Source organism: Citrobacter freundii complex sp. 2025EL-00176, assembly GCF_053309355.1.
In genome coordinates, this window is sequence record NZ_JBRYHT010000005.1 from 23,615 (window position 1) to 41,402 (window position 17,788).

At 52.3% G+C, this 17,788-nt stretch carries 16 protein-coding genes; 11 read left to right on the forward strand and 5 right to left on the reverse strand.

The window, feature by feature from the left end; genetic code table 11:
- Positions 1-8 precede the first annotated feature (8 nt).
- From atpG to phoU, 10 genes are all read left to right on the forward strand, one after another.
- Complete coding sequence (atpG, locus tag ACVXHP_RS12100) at positions 9-872, forward strand: F0F1 ATP synthase subunit gamma (protein WP_006687765.1); 864 nt, start codon at positions 9-11, stop codon at positions 870-872.
- Between the two features lie 26 nt (positions 873-898).
- Positions 899-2,281, forward strand: coding sequence for a F0F1 ATP synthase subunit beta (gene atpD / locus ACVXHP_RS12105; RefSeq protein ID WP_003023806.1), 1,383 nt, complete (start codon positions 899-901; stop codon positions 2,279-2,281).
- A 20-nt stretch (positions 2,282-2,301) separates the two neighbouring features.
- Positions 2,302-2,721, forward strand: coding sequence for a F0F1 ATP synthase subunit epsilon (locus ACVXHP_RS12110; RefSeq protein ID WP_003023809.1), 420 nt, complete (start codon positions 2,302-2,304; stop codon positions 2,719-2,721).
- 657 nt (positions 2,722-3,378) lie between these two features.
- The gene (glmU, locus tag ACVXHP_RS12115) at positions 3,379-4,749 is read left to right on the forward strand and encodes a bifunctional UDP-N-acetylglucosamine diphosphorylase/glucosamine-1-phosphate N-acetyltransferase GlmU (protein ID WP_447571528.1); all 1,371 of its coding nucleotides are present in this window, start codon (positions 3,379-3,381) and stop codon (positions 4,747-4,749) included.
- Between the two features lie 224 nt (positions 4,750-4,973).
- On the forward strand, positions 4,974-6,803 hold the full coding sequence (gene glmS / locus ACVXHP_RS12120; protein ID WP_003023813.1) for a glutamine--fructose-6-phosphate transaminase (isomerizing): 1,830 nt from the start codon (positions 4,974-4,976) through the stop codon (positions 6,801-6,803).
- A 334-nt stretch (positions 6,804-7,137) separates the two neighbouring features.
- Positions 7,138-8,178 (forward strand): phosphate ABC transporter substrate-binding protein PstS, encoded by a 1,041-nt coding sequence (gene pstS / locus ACVXHP_RS12125; RefSeq protein WP_304702540.1) that lies wholly within the window; start codon positions 7,138-7,140, stop codon positions 8,176-8,178.
- A gap of 144 nt (positions 8,179-8,322) precedes the next feature.
- Positions 8,323-9,282 carry a phosphate ABC transporter permease PstC gene (pstC, locus tag ACVXHP_RS12130; protein WP_200008916.1) on the forward strand — a complete coding sequence of 320 codons (960 nt, stop codon included), beginning with the start codon at positions 8,323-8,325 and terminating at the stop codon, positions 9,280-9,282.
- Positions 9,282-10,172 (forward strand): phosphate ABC transporter permease PstA, encoded by an 891-nt coding sequence (gene pstA, locus ACVXHP_RS12135; protein WP_003827037.1) that lies wholly within the window; start codon positions 9,282-9,284, stop codon positions 10,170-10,172. The genes pstC and pstA overlap by 1 nt, the downstream gene beginning before the upstream one ends.
- Positions 10,173-10,279: 107 nt before the next feature.
- Positions 10,280-11,053, forward strand: coding sequence for a phosphate ABC transporter ATP-binding protein PstB (pstB, locus tag ACVXHP_RS12140; RefSeq protein ID WP_003023821.1), 774 nt, complete (start codon positions 10,280-10,282; stop codon positions 11,051-11,053).
- A gap of 14 nt (positions 11,054-11,067) precedes the next feature.
- On the forward strand, positions 11,068-11,793 hold the full coding sequence (gene phoU / locus ACVXHP_RS12145; RefSeq protein ID WP_038635754.1) for a phosphate signaling complex protein PhoU: 726 nt from the start codon (positions 11,068-11,070) through the stop codon (positions 11,791-11,793).
- Positions 11,794-11,845: 52 nt separating this feature from the next.
- Here phoU and yieH read toward each other — a convergent pair whose 3' ends face one another.
- Positions 11,846-12,511 (reverse strand): 6-phosphogluconate phosphatase, encoded by a 666-nt coding sequence (gene yieH, locus ACVXHP_RS12150; RefSeq protein ID WP_316130444.1) that lies wholly within the window; start codon positions 12,509-12,511, stop codon positions 11,846-11,848.
- A gap of 167 nt (positions 12,512-12,678) precedes the next feature.
- Here yieH and adeP point away from each other — a divergent pair, with 167 nt between their 5' ends.
- The gene (adeP, locus tag ACVXHP_RS12155; protein WP_137361472.1) at positions 12,679-14,016 is read left to right on the forward strand and encodes an adenine permease AdeP; all 1,338 of its coding nucleotides are present in this window, start codon (positions 12,679-12,681) and stop codon (positions 14,014-14,016) included.
- Positions 14,017-14,073: 57 nt separating this feature from the next.
- Here adeP and ACVXHP_RS12160 read toward each other — a convergent pair whose 3' ends face one another.
- The 4 genes from ACVXHP_RS12160 to ACVXHP_RS12175 all read right to left on the reverse strand — a co-directional run bounded on the left by ACVXHP_RS12160 (position 14,074) and on the right by ACVXHP_RS12175 (position 17,696).
- Entirely contained in the window at positions 14,074-14,640 is a 567-nt protein-coding gene (locus ACVXHP_RS12160) for an NADPH-dependent FMN reductase (protein WP_003023832.1), read from the reverse strand.
- 30 nt (positions 14,641-14,670) lie between these two features.
- The gene (locus tag ACVXHP_RS12165; protein ID WP_200008914.1) at positions 14,671-15,420 is read right to left on the reverse strand and encodes a 4'-phosphopantetheinyl transferase family protein; all 750 of its coding nucleotides are present in this window, start codon (positions 15,418-15,420) and stop codon (positions 14,671-14,673) included.
- 166 nt (positions 15,421-15,586) lie between these two features.
- Positions 15,587-16,546, reverse strand: coding sequence for an HTH-type transcriptional regulator YidZ (gene yidZ / locus ACVXHP_RS12170; RefSeq protein ID WP_200008913.1), 960 nt, complete (start codon positions 16,544-16,546; stop codon positions 15,587-15,589).
- On the reverse strand, positions 16,515-17,696 hold the full coding sequence (locus ACVXHP_RS12175) for an MdtL family multidrug efflux MFS transporter (protein ID WP_447571529.1): 1,182 nt from the start codon (positions 17,694-17,696) through the stop codon (positions 16,515-16,517). Before ACVXHP_RS12175 ends, yidZ begins: the two co-directional genes overlap by 32 nt.
- Positions 17,697-17,788 lie beyond the last annotated feature (92 nt).

The window sequence follows — 17,788 nt, forward strand, 5'->3', positions numbered from 1 at the left end:
AGAAGCTCATGGCCGGCGCAAAAGAGATACGTAGTAAGATCGCAAGCGTCCAGAACACGCAGAAGATCACTAAAGCGATGGAGATGGTCGCCGCTTCCAAAATGCGTAAATCGCAGGATCGCATGGCGGCCAGCCGTCCTTATGCAGAGACCATGCGCAAAGTGATTGGTCACCTTGCGAATGGTAATCTGGAATATAAGCACCCTTACCTGGAAGAACGCGACGTTAAACGCGTGGGCTACCTGGTGGTGTCGACCGACCGTGGTCTGTGCGGTGGCTTGAACATTAACCTGTTCAAAAAACTGCTGGCGGATATGAAAACATGGTCCGATAAAGGCGTTCAGTGCGATATCGCAATGATCGGTTCTAAGGGCGTGTCTTTCTTTAACTCCGTTGGCGGTAATGTGATTGCTCAGGTAACCGGCATGGGGGATAACCCTTCCCTGTCCGAACTGATCGGTCCGGTTAAAGTGATGCTGCAGGCCTACGACGAAGGTCGTCTGGACAAACTGTACGTTGTCAGCAACAAATTTATTAACACCATGTCTCAGACGCCAACCATCACTCAACTGCTGCCTCTGCCGGCATCAGATGATGATGAATTGAAGCGTAAATCCTGGGATTACCTGTATGAGCCAGACCCGAAAGCGCTGCTGGATACCTTGCTGCGTCGTTATGTCGAGTCTCAGGTTTATCAGGGCGTGGTAGAAAACCTGGCCAGCGAGCAGGCCGCACGTATGGTGGCGATGAAAGCCGCGACCGACAATGGCGGCAGCCTGATTAAAGAGCTGCAGTTGGTATACAACAAAGCTCGTCAGGCCAGCATTACTCAGGAACTCACCGAGATCGTCGGTGGTGCATCCGCGGTATAACCAGGTTAATTCGTAGAGGATTCAAGATGGCTACTGGAAAAATTGTCCAGGTAATCGGCGCCGTGGTTGACGTCGAATTCCCTCAGGATGCCGTACCGCGCGTGTACGATGCTCTTGAGGTTATGAATGGTAAAGAGAGCCTGGTGCTGGAAGTTCAGCAACAGCTCGGCGGCGGTATCGTACGTACCATCGCCATGGGTTCTTCCGACGGTCTGCGTCGTGGTCTGGAAGTTAAAGACCTCGAGCACCCGATCGAAGTCCCGGTAGGTAAAGCAACCCTGGGTCGTATCATGAACGTCCTGGGTCACCCGATCGACATGAAAGGCGATATCGGCGAAGAAGAGCGTTGGGCTATCCACCGCGCGGCACCTTCCTATGAAGAACTGTCCAGTTCTCAGGAACTGCTGGAAACCGGCATCAAAGTTATCGACCTGATGTGTCCGTTCGCGAAGGGCGGTAAAGTTGGTCTGTTCGGTGGTGCGGGTGTAGGTAAAACCGTAAACATGATGGAGCTGATCCGTAACATCGCGATCGAACACTCCGGTTACTCCGTGTTTGCGGGCGTAGGGGAACGTACTCGTGAGGGTAACGACTTCTACCACGAAATGACCGACTCCAACGTTCTGGACAAAGTATCCCTGGTATATGGCCAGATGAACGAGCCGCCGGGAAACCGTCTGCGCGTTGCGCTGACCGGTCTGACCATGGCTGAGAAGTTCCGTGACGAAGGTCGTGACGTTCTGCTGTTCGTTGATAACATCTACCGTTACACCCTGGCCGGTACTGAAGTATCCGCACTGCTGGGTCGTATGCCATCAGCGGTAGGCTATCAGCCGACCCTGGCGGAAGAGATGGGTGTTCTGCAGGAACGTATCACCTCTACCAAAACCGGTTCTATCACCTCCGTTCAGGCGGTATACGTACCTGCGGATGACTTGACTGACCCATCCCCAGCAACCACCTTTGCGCACTTAGATGCAACCGTGGTACTGAGCCGTCAGATCGCGTCTCTGGGTATCTACCCGGCCGTTGACCCGCTGGATTCCACCAGCCGTCAGCTGGATCCGCTGGTTGTTGGTCAGGAACACTACGACACCGCGCGTGGCGTACAGTCCCTGCTGCAGCGTTATCAGGAACTGAAAGACATCATCGCCATCCTGGGTATGGATGAACTGTCTGAAGAAGATAAACTGGTGGTAGCACGTGCGCGTAAGATCCAGCGCTTCCTGTCCCAGCCGTTCTTCGTTGCGGAAGTATTCACCGGTTCTCCGGGTAAATACGTTTCCCTGAAAGACACCATCCGTGGCTTTAAAGGCATCATGGAAGGCGAATACGACCACCTGCCAGAGCAGGCGTTCTACATGGTTGGTTCTATCGACGAAGCCGTGGAAAAAGCCAAAAAACTTTAACGCCTTAATCGGAGGGTGATATGGCAATGACTTACCACCTGGACGTCGTCAGCGCAGAGCAACAAATGTTCTCTGGTCTGGTCGAAAAAATCCAGGTAACGGGTAGTGAAGGTGAACTGGGTATTTTCCCGGGTCACGCCCCGCTGCTCACCGCCATTAAGCCTGGTATGATCCGCATCGTTAAACAGTTCGGTCATGAAGAGTTTATCTATCTGTCCGGCGGCATTCTTGAAGTGCAGCCTGGCAGCGTGACCGTTCTGGCTGATACCGCGATTCGCGGACAGGATCTCGATGAAGCGAGAGCCCTGGAAGCGAAGCGTAAGGCTGAAGAGCATATCAAGAGCTCTCATGGTGACGTGGATTACGCTCAGGCATCTGCGGAACTGGCCAAAGCGATCGCGAAACTGCGCGTTATCGAGTTGACCAAAAAAGCGATGTAACACCGGCTTGAAAAACACAAGGCCAGTCTGGTTTCCAGGCTGGCTTTTTTTATGGCTTGGTTACAGGAAAAATGTAAATAAAAAGTAGTTTTATTATTTCGTGATTTAGATCATAAAAATATTGATTGGTTAAAAAATGAGGCGTAGACTCTTTTTTATGTGATGTGTGTCACATAATGAACTCAGATAAAAAAGAGATACCAACATGAAATTGATCAACAAAATCATCGCCCTGTTCAGCAATATGAGTTTTTAGTCTTTCCCCGCCTGCTCTGTGGCGCGAAGCTTAATGCGGTTTATCAGCTAGCGCCATTTGTTGTTAAATTCCCCCTGCTCTTTTCTCTCAAATCTTTACTGTCGTGTTTGCCTTTTACTGCTTCCCGCTGAATCACATACAAAAAATCATACATTCGCTAATGTCATTCTTTATTTATGCGGCAAAAAAATAGCAAAAACATCCACCTAAGGCTTTAATAAGAGCAGACTGCTGGTTTTGGGGAGACAAAAGACGTAGATATAGACGAAAATAGACAGTTATCAGATGGGGAATTTCCCCGATTGAACGTTTTATCTTCGGCCCATTTCACGATGAAAAAAATGTAGTATTTTCAATGTGAAACGGTATAAATTCGTTCTCAAATTACAGTCAGGACGTGTATGTTGAATAATGCTATGAGCGTCGTGATCCTTGCCGCAGGCAAAGGCACGCGTATGTATTCCGATCTCCCTAAAGTGCTGCATACCCTCGCAGGAAAACCGATGGTGCAGCATGTCATTGATGCCGCTAATGAATTAGGGGCGACTCACGTACATCTGGTCTACGGACACGGTGGTGATTTGCTTAAGCAGACGCTGAAAGATGGCAACCTGAACTGGGTCCTGCAGGCCGAGCAGTTGGGTACCGGGCATGCAATGCAGCAGGCAGCGCCGTTCTTTGGGGATGACGAAGACATTTTAATGCTCTATGGCGATGTGCCGCTGATCTCCACCGAAACACTACGTCGCCTGCGTGATGCCAAACCGCAGGGTGGCATCGGCTTGTTAACGGTAAAACTGGACGACCCATCGGGTTATGGGCGTATTACCCGTGATAACGGTAAAGTTACAGGCATTGTTGAACATAAAGATGCCACTGACGAGCAGCGTCAAATCCAGGAAATCAACACCGGGATTCTGATTGCCAACGGCGCAGACATGAAGCGCTGGCTGTCTAAACTGACCAACAACAATGTACAGGGTGAATATTACATCACCGATATCATTGCGATGGCGTATCAGGAAGGGCGCGAAATTGCTGCGGTCCATCCGGCACGAATCAGTGAAACGGAAGGTGTGAACAACCGTCTTCAGCTCTCTCGTCTGGAGCGTGTTTATCAGTCCGAGCAGGCAGAAAAACTGCTGTTGGCGGGCGTGATGCTGCGCGATCCTGCACGTTTTGATCTTCGCGGTACGCTTATTCACGGGCGCGATGTTGAAATTGATACTAACGTTATCATTGAAGGTAACGTAACCGTTGGGGATCGCGTCAAGATTGGCGCTGGCTGCATCATCAAAAACAGCGTGATTGGTGATGGTTGTGAGCTAAGTCCGTACAGCGTGGTGGAAGATGCGCATCTGGAAGCCGCATGCACTATCGGTCCTTTCGCGCGTCTGCGCCCGGGTGCTGAGCTACAGGAAGGCGCACACGTGGGTAACTTCGTCGAAATGAAAAAAGCGCGTCTGGGTAAAGGCTCTAAAGCGGGTCATCTGACCTATCTGGGCGATGCGGAAATTGGTGATAACGTGAACATCGGCGCGGGTACGATCACCTGTAACTACGATGGTGCGAATAAATTTAAAACCATTATTGGCGATGATGTGTTTGTCGGTTCCGATACTCAGCTGGTGGCCCCGGTGTCAGTCGGTAAAGGCGCAACAATTGCCGCCGGTACGACAGTAACGCGCGACGTAGCGGAAAACGAGCTGGTGTTGAGCCGCGTTCCGCAGGTTAACAAGCAGGGCTGGAAACGCCCGGTGAAGAAAACGTAATTCAGTTTTTGCCAGATGGCGGCCTACGTGCGGTGACGTTCTGTAGGCCTGATAAGCGTGAGCGCCATCAGGCAGACAAGAGACGAGGGGATAACATAATCCTCCGCTCACAAGCAGTACCATAAAAATAACCCCACTCTCTACAAGGCTCGGGGCGCCCGGAAAGGGCAAATACAGGTCAGCGACAACGACAGGCATAATGCCTAAATTCGGAATCAAAAAATATGTGTGGAATTGTTGGCGCTATCGCGCAGCGTGATGTAGCTGAAATCCTTCTCGAAGGTTTACGTCGTCTGGAATATCGTGGTTATGACTCTGCTGGTCTGGCCGTTGTCGATGCTGAAGGCAATATGACTCGCCTGCGTCGTCTGGGTAAAGTGCAGATGCTGACTGCTGCAGCGGAAGAACATCCGCTGCATGGCGGTACCGGTATCGCTCATACCCGTTGGGCGACTCACGGAGAACCTTCAGAAGCGAACGCGCATCCCCATGTTTCTGAACACATTGTCGTGGTGCATAACGGCATCATTGAAAACCATGAACCGCTGCGTGAACTGCTGAAAACCCGTGGTTACACCTTTGTTTCTGAAACTGATACCGAAGTGATTGCTCACCTGGTGCACTGGGAGCTGGAACAGGGTGGTACGCTGCGTGAAGCCGTACTGCGTACTATTCCGCAGCTGCGCGGTGCCTATGGCACGGTAATCATGGATACCCGTAACCCGGAAACGCTGCTGGCTGCTCGTTCTGGTAGCCCGTTGGTCATTGGTCTGGGTATGGGTGAAAACTTTATCGCTTCCGATCAGCTGGCGCTGCTGCCGGTAACCCGTCGCTTTATCTTCCTGGAAGAGGGTGACATTGCGGAAGTGACCCGTCGTTCGGTCTCTATTTTCGACAAGTCTGGCGCGGAAGTGAAACGTCAGGATATCGAATCGAATCTGCAATATGACGCGGGCGAAAAAGGTATTTATCGCCACTACATGCAGAAAGAGATCTACGAACAGCCGAACGCGATTAAAAATACGCTGACCGGGCGCATTAGCCACGGTGAAGTGGATTTAAGCGAGCTGGGTTCGCGTGCTAATGAGTTGCTGTCTCAGGTTGAGCATATCCAGATTATCGCCTGTGGTACGTCATACAACTCCGGTATGGTGTCCCGTTACTGGTTTGAGTCGCTGGCCGGTATTCCTTGTGATGTCGAAATCGCTTCCGAATTCCGCTATCGCAAATCTGCCGTGCGTCGTAACAGCCTGATGATCACCCTTTCCCAGTCAGGTGAAACGGCGGATACCCTGGCGGGTCTGCGTTTGTCTAAAGAGCTGGGCTATCTGGGCTCGCTGGCTATCTGTAACGTACCGGGGTCCTCTCTGGTTCGTGAGTCCGACCTGGCGATGATGACCAATGCCGGTACCGAAATCGGTGTGGCCTCCACGAAAGCCTTTACCACTCAGTTGACCGTTCTGCTGATGCTGGTGGCTAAGCTGTCTCGTCTGAAAGGGCTGGATGCGTCTATTGAGCAAGAGATCGTTCATGGACTGCAGGCGCTGCCGAGCCGTATTGAGCAGATGCTGTCCCAGGACAAACGCATTGCCGCTCTGGCGGAAGGTTTCTCTGACAAGCACCATGCGCTGTTCCTGGGCCGTGGCGATCAGTATCCAATTGCGCTGGAAGGCGCGCTGAAGCTGAAAGAGATCTCTTATATTCACGCTGAAGCTTATGCTGCAGGCGAACTGAAGCACGGTCCGCTGGCGCTGATCGATGCCGATATGCCGGTTATCGTGGTCGCACCGAACAACGAACTGCTGGAAAAACTGAAATCCAACATTGAAGAAGTTCGTGCCCGCGGCGGTCAACTGTATGTCTTTGCCGATCAGGATGCTGGCTTTACCAGTAGCGAAAACATGCACATCATCGAGATGCCGCATGTGGAAGAGGTGATTGCACCGATCTTCTACACCGTTCCACTGCAACTGTTGGCGTATCACGTGGCCCTGATTAAAGGCACCGACGTGGACCAGCCGCGTAACCTGGCGAAGTCGGTTACCGTGGAATAAGCCGTACCCCGCTGAACTGAAAATGCCCTGCTCAACGCGGGGCATTTTTTTAAACATGTTCTGTTTTTAATCAATTGTCCCGCCTGTTTTATGTGACAAACCGTCATCTTCAGCTACTGTTTTCAATGTCATAAAAAGAAAATTTTGCCGAAATATGATTGTCACATAGTCGATTAACTCTCTGTTTTTATACTGTTTTTAATTGGTTCTGGCGCATTATTTTTTATTGTCATAAAACTGTCATATTTCGTACATTTAACTGTCACCTGTTTGTCCTATTTTGCTCACAGTAGCAACTCAAACAACTATTTACGAAAACCGTGCAGGAGACATTATGAAAGTTATGCGTACCACTGTCGCAACTGTTGTCGCCGCGACCTTATCCATGAGCGCGTTCTCTGCCTTTGCCGCAGCGAGCCTGACAGGTGCAGGTGCAACTTTTCCTGCGCCAGTGTATGCCAAATGGGCAGATACCTATCAGAAAGAGACCGGTAGCAAAGTAAACTACCAGGGTATCGGCTCCTCCGGTGGCGTAAAACAAATCACTGCGAATACCGTTGATTTCGGTGCCTCAGATGCGCCGCTGTCTGACGAAAAACTCAATCAAGAAGGCCTGTTCCAGTTCCCGACCGTGATCGGCGGTGTGGTGCTGGCGGTGAATATCCCTGGCCTGAAATCCGGCGAGCTGGTGCTTGACGGTAAAACGCTGGGCGACATCTATCTGGGCAAAATCAAGAAGTGGGATGATGAAGCCATCACCAAACTGAACCCGGGCCTGAAGCTGCCTTCGCAGAATATCGCCGTTGTGCGTCGTGCTGATGGTTCAGGTACTTCCTTCGTCTTCACCAGCTACCTGGCAAAAGTGAACGAAGAGTGGAAATCTAAAATTGGTTCCGGTTCTACCGTTAACTGGCCGACTGGCCTGGGCGGTAAAGGGAACGACGGTATCGCCGCATTCGTACAACGTCTGCCTGGCTCTATCGGCTACGTTGAGTACGCTTACGCTAAGCAGAACAATCTGGCATACACCAGGCTGGTCTCTGCTGATGGCAAACCGGTAAGCCCGACCGAAGAAAACTTTGCTAACGCTGCGAAAGGCGCTGACTGGAGCAAAACCTTCGCTCAGGATCTAACCAACCAGAAAGGTGACGATGCGTGGCCAATTACTTCCACCACCTTCATCCTGGTGCATAAAGAGCAGAAGAAACCTGAGCAGGGCGCTGAAGTGCTGAAGTTCTTCGACTGGGCGTACAAAAATGGCGGCAAACAGGCGAATGACCTGGATTATGCCAGCCTGCCGGACAGCGTGGTTGAGCAGATTCGTGCTGCATGGAAAACCAACGTGAAAGACAGCAGCGGTAAAGCACTGTACTAATAGAATATCTTTGACGAATTGGCGGATGGCGCTACGCTTATCCGCCCTACGGTTTCTACCGTAGGCCCTGAGTGTAGGCCGGATAAGCGTAGCGCCATCCGGCATGGGCAACTTAGTAAATGCGTTTAACTTAAAGAGTGATTTATGGCTGCAACAAAGCCTGCTTTTAACCCCCCGGGTAAAAAGGGTGACATGATATTCAGCGCGCTGGTAAAACTGGCTGCGCTGATTGTGCTATTGATGTTGGGTGGCATCATTGTCTCTCTGATTATCTCCTCCTGGCCAAGCATTCAGAAATTTGGTTTCTCCTTCTTATGGACCAAAGAATGGGATGCGCCAAACGATATCTACGGTGCATTAGTACCGATTTACGGTACGCTGGTCACCTCGCTTATCGCTCTGCTGATTGCCGTGCCGGTGAGTTTCGGCATTGCCTTGTTCCTGACTGAACTTGCGCCCGGCTGGCTGCGTCGCCCACTGGGTATCGCCATTGAGCTGCTGGCGGCAATTCCAAGTATCGTGTACGGCATGTGGGGCCTGTTTATCTTTGCTCCGCTGTTTGCGACTTATTTCCAGGAACCGGTCGGTAATATCCTTTCTAACATTCCGTTTGTTGGCGCGCTGTTTGCTGGTCCGGCGTTTGGTATTGGGATTCTGGCTGCGGGCGTGATCCTCGCCATCATGATTATTCCTTACATTGCGGCGGTTATGCGCGATGTGTTCGAACAAACGCCGGTGCTGATGAAAGAGTCAGCCTACGGCATCGGTTGCACTACCTGGGAAGTCATCTGGCGCATCGTCCTCCCGTTCACCAAAAATGGCGTGATCGGCGGCGTGATGTTGGGTCTGGGCCGCGCACTTGGCGAGACCATGGCGGTGACCTTTATCATCGGTAACACCTATCAGCTCGACAGTGCATCGCTGTATATGCCGGGCAACAGTATTACCTCTGCGTTGGCGAATGAATTTGCTGAAGCGGAATCAGGGCTGCACGTTGCCGCGTTGATGGAGCTGGGTCTGATTCTGTTTGTGATCACCTTCATCGTACTGGCTGCGTCTAAGTTCATGATCATGCGCCTTGCGAAGAACGAGGGGGCACGCTAATGGCTACGCTTGAAATGCAAAATACCACTGCGCTTGCGGAATCCCGCCGTAAAATGCAGGCGCGTCGCCGCCTGAAGAACCGCATTGCGCTGACGCTCTCTATGGCGACCATGGCGTTCGGTCTGTTCTGGCTTATCTGGATCCTGATGTCCACGATTACCCGTGGTATTGACGGTATGTCGCTGGCGCTATTCACCGAAATGACGCCGCCGCCGAATACCGCTGGTGGTGGTCTGGCGAACGCTCTGGCCGGTAGCGGATTGTTGATCCTGTGGGCGACCGTGTTTGGTACCCCGCTGGGTATTATGGCGGGCATCTACCTGGCTGAGTACGGACGTAAGTCCTGGCTGGCTGAGGTCATCCGTTTTATCAATGACATCCTGCTGTCTGCGCCATCAATCGTGGTGGGTCTGTTCGTTTACACCATTGTGGTCGCAAAAATGGAACACTTCTCCGGCTGGGCAGGCGTTATCGCGCTGGCGCTGCTGCAGGTGCCCATTGTGATTCGTACCACGGAGAACATGCTCAAACTGGTGCCGGACAGCCTGCGTGAAGCCGCCTATGCGCTGGGTACGCCGAAGTGGAAGATGATTTCTGCGATCACCTTGAAGGCATCTGTCTCGGGCATTATTACAGGTGTCCTGCTGGCCATTGCGCGTATTGCCGGTGAAACGGCTCCGTTGCTGTTTACATCGCTCTCCAATCAGTTCTGGAGCACCGACATGATGCAGCCTATCGCCAACCTGCCGGTCACTATCTTTAAGTTTGCGATGAGCCCATTTGCTGAGTGGCAGCAACTGGCCTGGGCTGGGGTACTGATTATTACCCTGTGCGTACTGCTGCTGAACATTCTGGCGCGCGTCATTTTCGCGAAGAAGAAACACGGTTAAGCCAAATTGCCGGATGGCGGCGTAAACGCCTTATCCGGCCTACGGTCGAACATATTTGTAGGCCTGATAAGCTGCGCGCCATCAGGCATGATAAGGAATAGATTGAAATGAGTATGGTTGATACTGCCCCAGGTAAGATTCAGGTTCGTGATTTGAACTTCTACTATGGCAAATTCCATGCCCTGAAGAACATCAACCTGGATATCGCTAAAAACCAGGTAACGGCGTTTATCGGACCGTCAGGCTGTGGTAAATCGACGCTGCTTCGTACGTTCAACAAAATGTTTGAGCTGTACCCGGAGCAGCGTGCGGAAGGTGAAATCCTGCTGGATGGCGACAATATTCTCACCAATACCCAGGATATCGCGCTGCTGCGTGCCAAAGTGGGGATGGTATTCCAGAAGCCGACGCCGTTCCCGATGTCCATCTACGACAACATCGCGTTTGGCGTGCGTTTGTTTGAGAAACTCTCTCGTGCGGATATGGACGAGCGTGTGCAGTGGGCCTTGACCAAGGCCGCATTGTGGAACGAAACCAAAGATAAATTACACCAGAGTGGGTACTCTCTCTCTGGTGGTCAGCAGCAGCGTCTGTGCATTGCGCGTGGCATCGCCATTCGCCCGGAAGTGCTTCTGCTGGATGAGCCATGTTCAGCGCTCGACCCGATCTCTACCGGGCGTATCGAAGAGCTGATCACTGAGCTGAAAGAGGATTACACCGTTGTTATCGTGACCCACAACATGCAGCAGGCGGCACGTTGTTCCGATCACACGGCATTTATGTACCTGGGCGAGTTGATTGAGTTCAGCAACACGGACGATCTGTTCACCAAGCCCGCGAAGAAACAAACTGAAGACTACATCACCGGTCGTTACGGCTGATTCAGGAGCTTGTTGTGGATAACCTTAACCTTAATAAACATATTTCCGGCCAGTTCAATGCCGAACTGGAAAGCATCCGTACCCAGGTGATGACCATGGGCGGTATGGTCGAGCAGCAGCTTTCTGATGCGATTACCGCCATGCACAACCAGGATAGCGAGCTGGCGAAGCGCGTCATTGAAGGCGATAAGAACGTCAACATGATGGAAGTGGCGATCGACGAAGCCTGCGTGCGCATCATCGCCAAACGTCAGCCGACCGCGAGCGACCTGCGCCTGGTGATGGCGATAATCAAAACCATCGCTGAGCTGGAGCGTATTGGCGACGTGGCGGACAAAATTTGTCGCACCGCGCTGGAGAAATTCTCGCATCAGCATCAGCCGCTGCTGGTCAGCCTGGAATCACTGGGCCGCCACACCGTGCAGATGCTGCATGACGTGCTGGACGCCTTTGCGCGTATGGATCTGGACGAAGCGGTACGTATTTATCGTGAAGATAAGAAAGTTGACCAGGAATATGAAGGCATCGTGCGTCAACTGATGACCTATATGATGGAAGACCCGCGTACTATCCCAAGCGTGCTGACCGCGCTGTTTTGCGCCCGTTCCATCGAGCGTATCGGTGACCGTTGCCAGAATATCTGCGAATACATTTTCTACTTCGTGAAGGGACAAGATTTCCGTCATGTAGGCGGAGATGAACTGGATAAGCTGCTGGCGGGGAAAGATCCGAAAGAGTAATAAAAACAGAGAAAGTAGGCCGGATAAGCGTTAGCGCCATCCGGCATTTCAGTTAACGCGTAATATCCCATCCGCGCGCTTTCCACAATTCCGGCAACTGTGCCAAATCGGTAAAAGTCGTCACTTTTGGATGATCGATCGGTTTGTTGTGCGGATCGGCACAGAAATAGAATACTTCCATTCCCGCAGCAATCCCCGCCTGTGCGCCGGCACTGGAATCATCGACCAGAATGCAGTTCTCAACGTTGACGTCCATCGCTTTTGCCGCATGGAACATCAGGTCCGGATCGGGCTTCCAGCGTTGGATATCGTAACCGCTGAACAGTAAATCAGGAAAATGGTGCAACATGCCCAGCTTACCCAGCGAATGCTGCATTTTACTGACCGGACCGTTGGACACTACGCACATGGGCACCGTCATACTGTCCAGTAGCGCATTAGCGCCAGCGATCACTTCCAGTTCCGTATCGAACAGACGTGCGACCTCAGCGCGGTAAACCGGTTCTAAATCGGTTTTTGCCAGTTCGACACCGTGCTCTTCGTTGATAATGTCGATGATCTCGTACAGCTTTACCCCTTTGAAGCGTTTAAAAATTTCTTCAAGATCGAGTGTAATGCCGAACGCCTGGAACATGCTGACATACGCGCGAGAACAAATCACTTCACTGTCGACAAGGGTACCGTCACAGTCAAAAAATACGGCTTCTATCTGGGACATGTCATTTCCATTTTAACAAGTTTAACGTTTTCGTAATGCATTATTGGGCCACGCAATCGTTGCCGTATAAGCAAAATCAATGAAAAAAGTTGCTCATAACCCAACCCTATTGTCGCATTTTGGTATAGGATAGCGACGAATTTTCCCTCCTTGTTCGGAAATTGATAATGAGTCAACAACACACAACCCAGGCTTCTGGCCAGGGGATGCTGGAACGCGTGTTCAAACTGCGCGAACATGGCACGACGGCACGGACCGAAGTGATCGCCGGTTTAACCACCTTCCTGACGATGGTGTATATCGTTTTTGTTAACCCGCAAATTCTTGGCGTGGCTGGCATGGATACCAGTGCCGTCTTTGTTACCACCTGTCTTATTGCTGCTTTTGGTAGCATCCTGATGGGCCTGTTTGCCAACCTGCCGGTCGCACTTGCGCCTGCTATGGGCCTGAACGCATTCTTTGCCTTCGTGGTCGTCGGCGCGATGGGACTCTCCTGGCAGATTGGTATGGGTGCTATCTTCTGGGGTGCGGTAGGTCTGCTGCTGCTGACAATTTTCCGCGTACGTTACTGGATGATTGCTAATATCCCGGTTAGCCTGCGCGTAGGGATCACCAGCGGTATTGGTCTGTTCATCGGCATGATGGGGCTGAAAAACGCCGGTGTTATCGTGGCGAACAAAGACACGCTGGTGTCCATCGGCAACCTGACGTCTCACAGCGTGCTGCTCGGTATTCTGGGCTTCTTTATCATCGCGATTCTGGCGTCACGCAACATTCATGCGGCGGTGCTGATCTCCATCATTGTGACCACGCTGCTGGGCTGGATGCTGGGCGATGTGCATTACAACGGTATCGTCTCTGCGCCACCGAGCGTGATGTCCGTTATTGGCCATGTCGATCTGGCCGGTTCGTTTAACCTTGGCCTGGCGGGCGTGATTTTCTCATTCATGCTGGTCAACCTGTTCGACTCCTCCGGTACGCTGATTGGCGTTACGGATAAAGCCGGTCTGGCGGATGCGAAGGGCAAGTTCCCGCGTATGAAGCAGGCGTTGTATGTAGATAGCGTGTCATCTGTTACCGGCGCGTTTATCGGTACTTCTTCCGTAACCGCGTATATTGAATCATCTTCCGGGGTTTCTGTCGGCGGACGTACTGGGCTTACCGCCGTGGTTGTCGGCCTGCTGTTCCTGCTGGTTATCTTCCTGTCGCCGCTGGCGGGAATGGTGCCGGGTTATGCCGCGGCCGGTGCGCTGATTTACGTCGGTGTGCTGATGACATCAAGCCTGTCGCGCGTGAAGTGGGATGACCTGACCGAAGCGGTTCCTGCGTTTATTACCGCCGTGATGATGCCGTTTAGCTTCTCGATTACCGAAGGTATCGCGCTGGGCTTTATTTCCTACTGCGTGATGAAAATCGGTACCGGACGTTTCCGCGACCTCAGCCCGTGCGTCATCGTTGTCGCGCTGCTGTTTGTGCTGAAGATTGTGTTTATCGACGCGCACTGATCGCTGTTTGTTTGGTTTTAGAACGAAAAAGCCCGGCAAATCGCCGGGCTTTTTCGTTTACGCTTTCACGCGCTGGATATAATCGCCAAATGCGGTCAGTTGACCGGTCAGATGGTCCAGCGTGCTTTGGTCGATTACTTCACCCGTCTGCGGGTCCACCTTGTTCTGAATGACGCCGCCCATAAATTCCGGCTTGTTCATCACCATGGCGTCGAGGAACACCAGGATCTGACGGAGATGGTACTGGCAGCGCGCGCCGCCAATAGCGCCCATTGAGCTGGTCTGAATCAGTACCGGTTTGCCAGATAATGGCTGGTCGGGCAGACGGGACAGCCAGTCGATGGCGTTTTTCAGTCCGCCAGGAACAGAATAGTTATATTCCGGTGTCACAATAACAACACCATCAGCTTTCCTGATTTGCTCTGCCAGCGCTTCTACGCTGGCTGGGAAACCTTCTTCCTGCTGGAGGTCGGCATCGTACAGCGGGATATCACCAATCGACGGTAACGCGCTCACTTCCATTCCTGCGGGAGCAATTTTAGGCAGCGTGCGGGCAACCATTCCGTTAAACGAACCTTTGCGCAGACTTCCCAGTAACGTAACAACATTCAATGTTTCAGACATGGTGACTCCTGTTTCATCATGAAGGTTAAATCAGTTAAGCGTATGGCTTTTCGCTGCGCATAATTGAGAGAACCGGATCAGACGACCCGTTGGCTCATTAGCGCGAGTCTGGATATCAGGCAAACTTTTCCAGTCCTGTTTACCATCAAACTCCCAAACCTTGAGTTTTTCAATGGTTGGCGTAACCGCAACCGACCACACCAGCACATCTTCCGCATCGCAAATGGCTTCAACCTGCGCAACATGGGCACATTTCAGACGTCCTGCGCCGGGTAAAAGCTGGAGTTCGCGCGGATCGTCATTACACACATCGCCGGTGAGTTTAAGAACGCTCTGGCGCAACGTAATGAGCTGCGCACGCGCTTCGTTAGGGTCGTTTTGGTTATTAATCCACAGGTTTTCGTTACTGGAGAAGCGCCAGGTTTGTGCTGAATTCGGATTGTGGAAACCGCGTGTCGCTCGCTGAAGCTCCATATCCAGGCCGCAAACACCTTCTGTTGTCAGCGCAACGCCAACGATATTTCCGGCATAAGAAATCGAAAATCCCGGCAGGTTTTTATCGCGAAAAACGGGCTTACCTTTCGCCTCAGTAACAATCTCAGGCAACGTGCTGGTGCCGTAAAGCATAAACATCAGTTCTGCGAGAAGACTTCGGGAGGCCAGGAAGCGTGTTCGGCGGTGAGTGGGTAGATTTCTTGCTTCAATGTGACATGGAGTAGGGAGACGAACTGAAACCAGGTGTCCCTCCGTAAGAATCCCTCTGGCAAAATGTGTCGCCATTTTTCGCTCCGTGATTAATGGTCCGTGATTATAACCAGAGTAACATTTACACGGTGTTCAGGCAGGTTTTACGGGTTAAAAAATAAACGGAAACGGGATACATTACGCGACATTTACATTTCTGTTGCCAGAATGGTCATTTAAGCAACATTCTGACGGCGGATCGTCAGGACATATCGCGATACAGCGCCTTGATCGTTTCTTTCAGCCAGACGATCTTCGGATTGTGGCTGTTACGTTTATGCCAAAGGAGAGTGAACGGTACGCGCATTTTCTCTAACTGTGCGGCATCAAATGGCATAGGACGTGCCACTAGCGGAAGCTGGTGGAGTTGGTTATAACGCTGACAATAGACCGGCGCTGTGGCTATCAGCGCATGATCAGGCTGGGCGGCCATAAACAGCGACTGCTCAAAACCAGGCAGGCATAACGCGATATTGCGTGTGCGCCCCATCTCCTGAAGCACATCGTCCAGCGCCCAGGTATCGCTTTGCTCCCAGCTAATACTGATGTGGGGATAGCGCAGAAATGTGTCCAGATTCCACTCTTCCTGCAATGCCGGATGATCTTCACGTAGCCAGACGCAAGGGAGATCGGAAAACAGCACCTCATAGTCGATCGACAACGGCAGTAGGCTCAGCAGTTCTCGCGAACGCGGATGGCTTTCGCGCCCGGTGAAGCCGATATCCACCTCGCCGCGAATAATCGCATCCAGCGAATCATAGTCCCAGTTGCGTATTTTGATCGTCGCCTGGGGATAACGCTGATAGATCTGCCGGGAGAGGGCGTTGAACATGATCATCACCAGCGGCGTTTCGGCCACCAGATCAAACTTCAACCCCCGCGGAGCCTCATGGTGCGGCTTATCCAGCAATTGATTGCCCATCTGCATCCACTCTGCCAGATTCTGCTCCATGCTGACCATTAACGGCGTCGGCGTCAGGCCCAGCGGGGTGTTTACAAACAGCGGGTCGTCAAACCAGGTTCGCAGTTTCGACAGCGACTTACTGACCGCCGACGGCGTGACGTTCATCCGTTTGGCGGTTTTGGTAACGCTGCGTTCCTGCATCAATAGCTGCAGGCACAGCAACAAATTAAGATCGAGACTGCTGAGGGATTTCTTCATGAGTTGGCGCGGACCGGTTGGGGGCAACAGTGATAATCAGCATGATACTCACTATGCTACAGCCAATCAGAATCCCGATCAGCATATTCAGCGCATCAAGGCCGAGGACCGCTGCCAGCCAAATCCATAGCGATGAACCGCAAACCTGCGCAATACCTAACGCCGAGCTGGCAACCCCCGCCCGCAGCGAGAACGGCCCCAGCGCCTGACTCATGGCGACACCAAAACCAACCGAGAACCCGGCGCAGATTAAGGTCAACCCAAACAGCGTCACCGTATGCGAGCTGGCGAGAGTTAACACTACGCCCGCAGCCAGAAACAGCACCTGCGAGGTCAGCATCAGAACGCGAGGCTTAAACACGCTCAGAGCGAATGGTGTGGAGAAAGAGACCGCCATACTGATGCCTGCGGTCATGGCCATTGTGGTGGCGTACTCGCCGCGGTCGAAGCCCATCACTTCCATCAGCAGCACCGGAGAGGTATTCACGAAGGTCAGGATCACCGACACGCTGAGGGTGGTAATGGCCAGGCGGCTTAAGAAAAAACGGTTCACCAGCGATTCGGTCGTGTGGTTCTTTTCCGTCGTCGCCGTTAACGTTGCTGGGCGCGATTCTCGCAGGATAAATACCGACAGCAGGCATACGACCACACCCATACCGATCATCGTGTAAAACAGGCTTTGCCACGGGTATTTGAGCATAATCAGATGCCCCATCACCGGAGCCAACACCGGTACGATACAGGTGATTCCGTTCAACAGCGACAGCACTTTTGCCCGGCGGCGATCGTCGAGCGTGTCGCGCAGAATAGCGAAGGCCACCACATAGCAGCAGCCTGCGCCCACGCCCTGAATAAAGCGGCCTACCAGGAACGGCGTACCGCTTTCGGCGAAAGAACATAGCGCAGAGGCGAAAATAAAGATGAGGGCGCCGACAATGGCGACCGGTTTACGTCCTGACTGGTCGGCGACTTTTCCGGCGAAAAGCATCGCCGTGGCCATTCCCGCCAGATAAACCGAAAACGCGATATGCAGTTGCGCCTCGCTGGCCTGTAGATCGGCCGCAATGCGGGGCAGACCCACCAAATACATATCAATACCGGCGGGATAAAGTAGAACCAGGGCAAAACTGCAGATTAGAAAGCGTGTCATAGCGACCTCATGAGGAATGTGGCGCTAAGCATACGGGCAGAGAGTCAGTAGCACGAGTTGCCATTTGGACAACCGTGATTTCCCTACAGGAA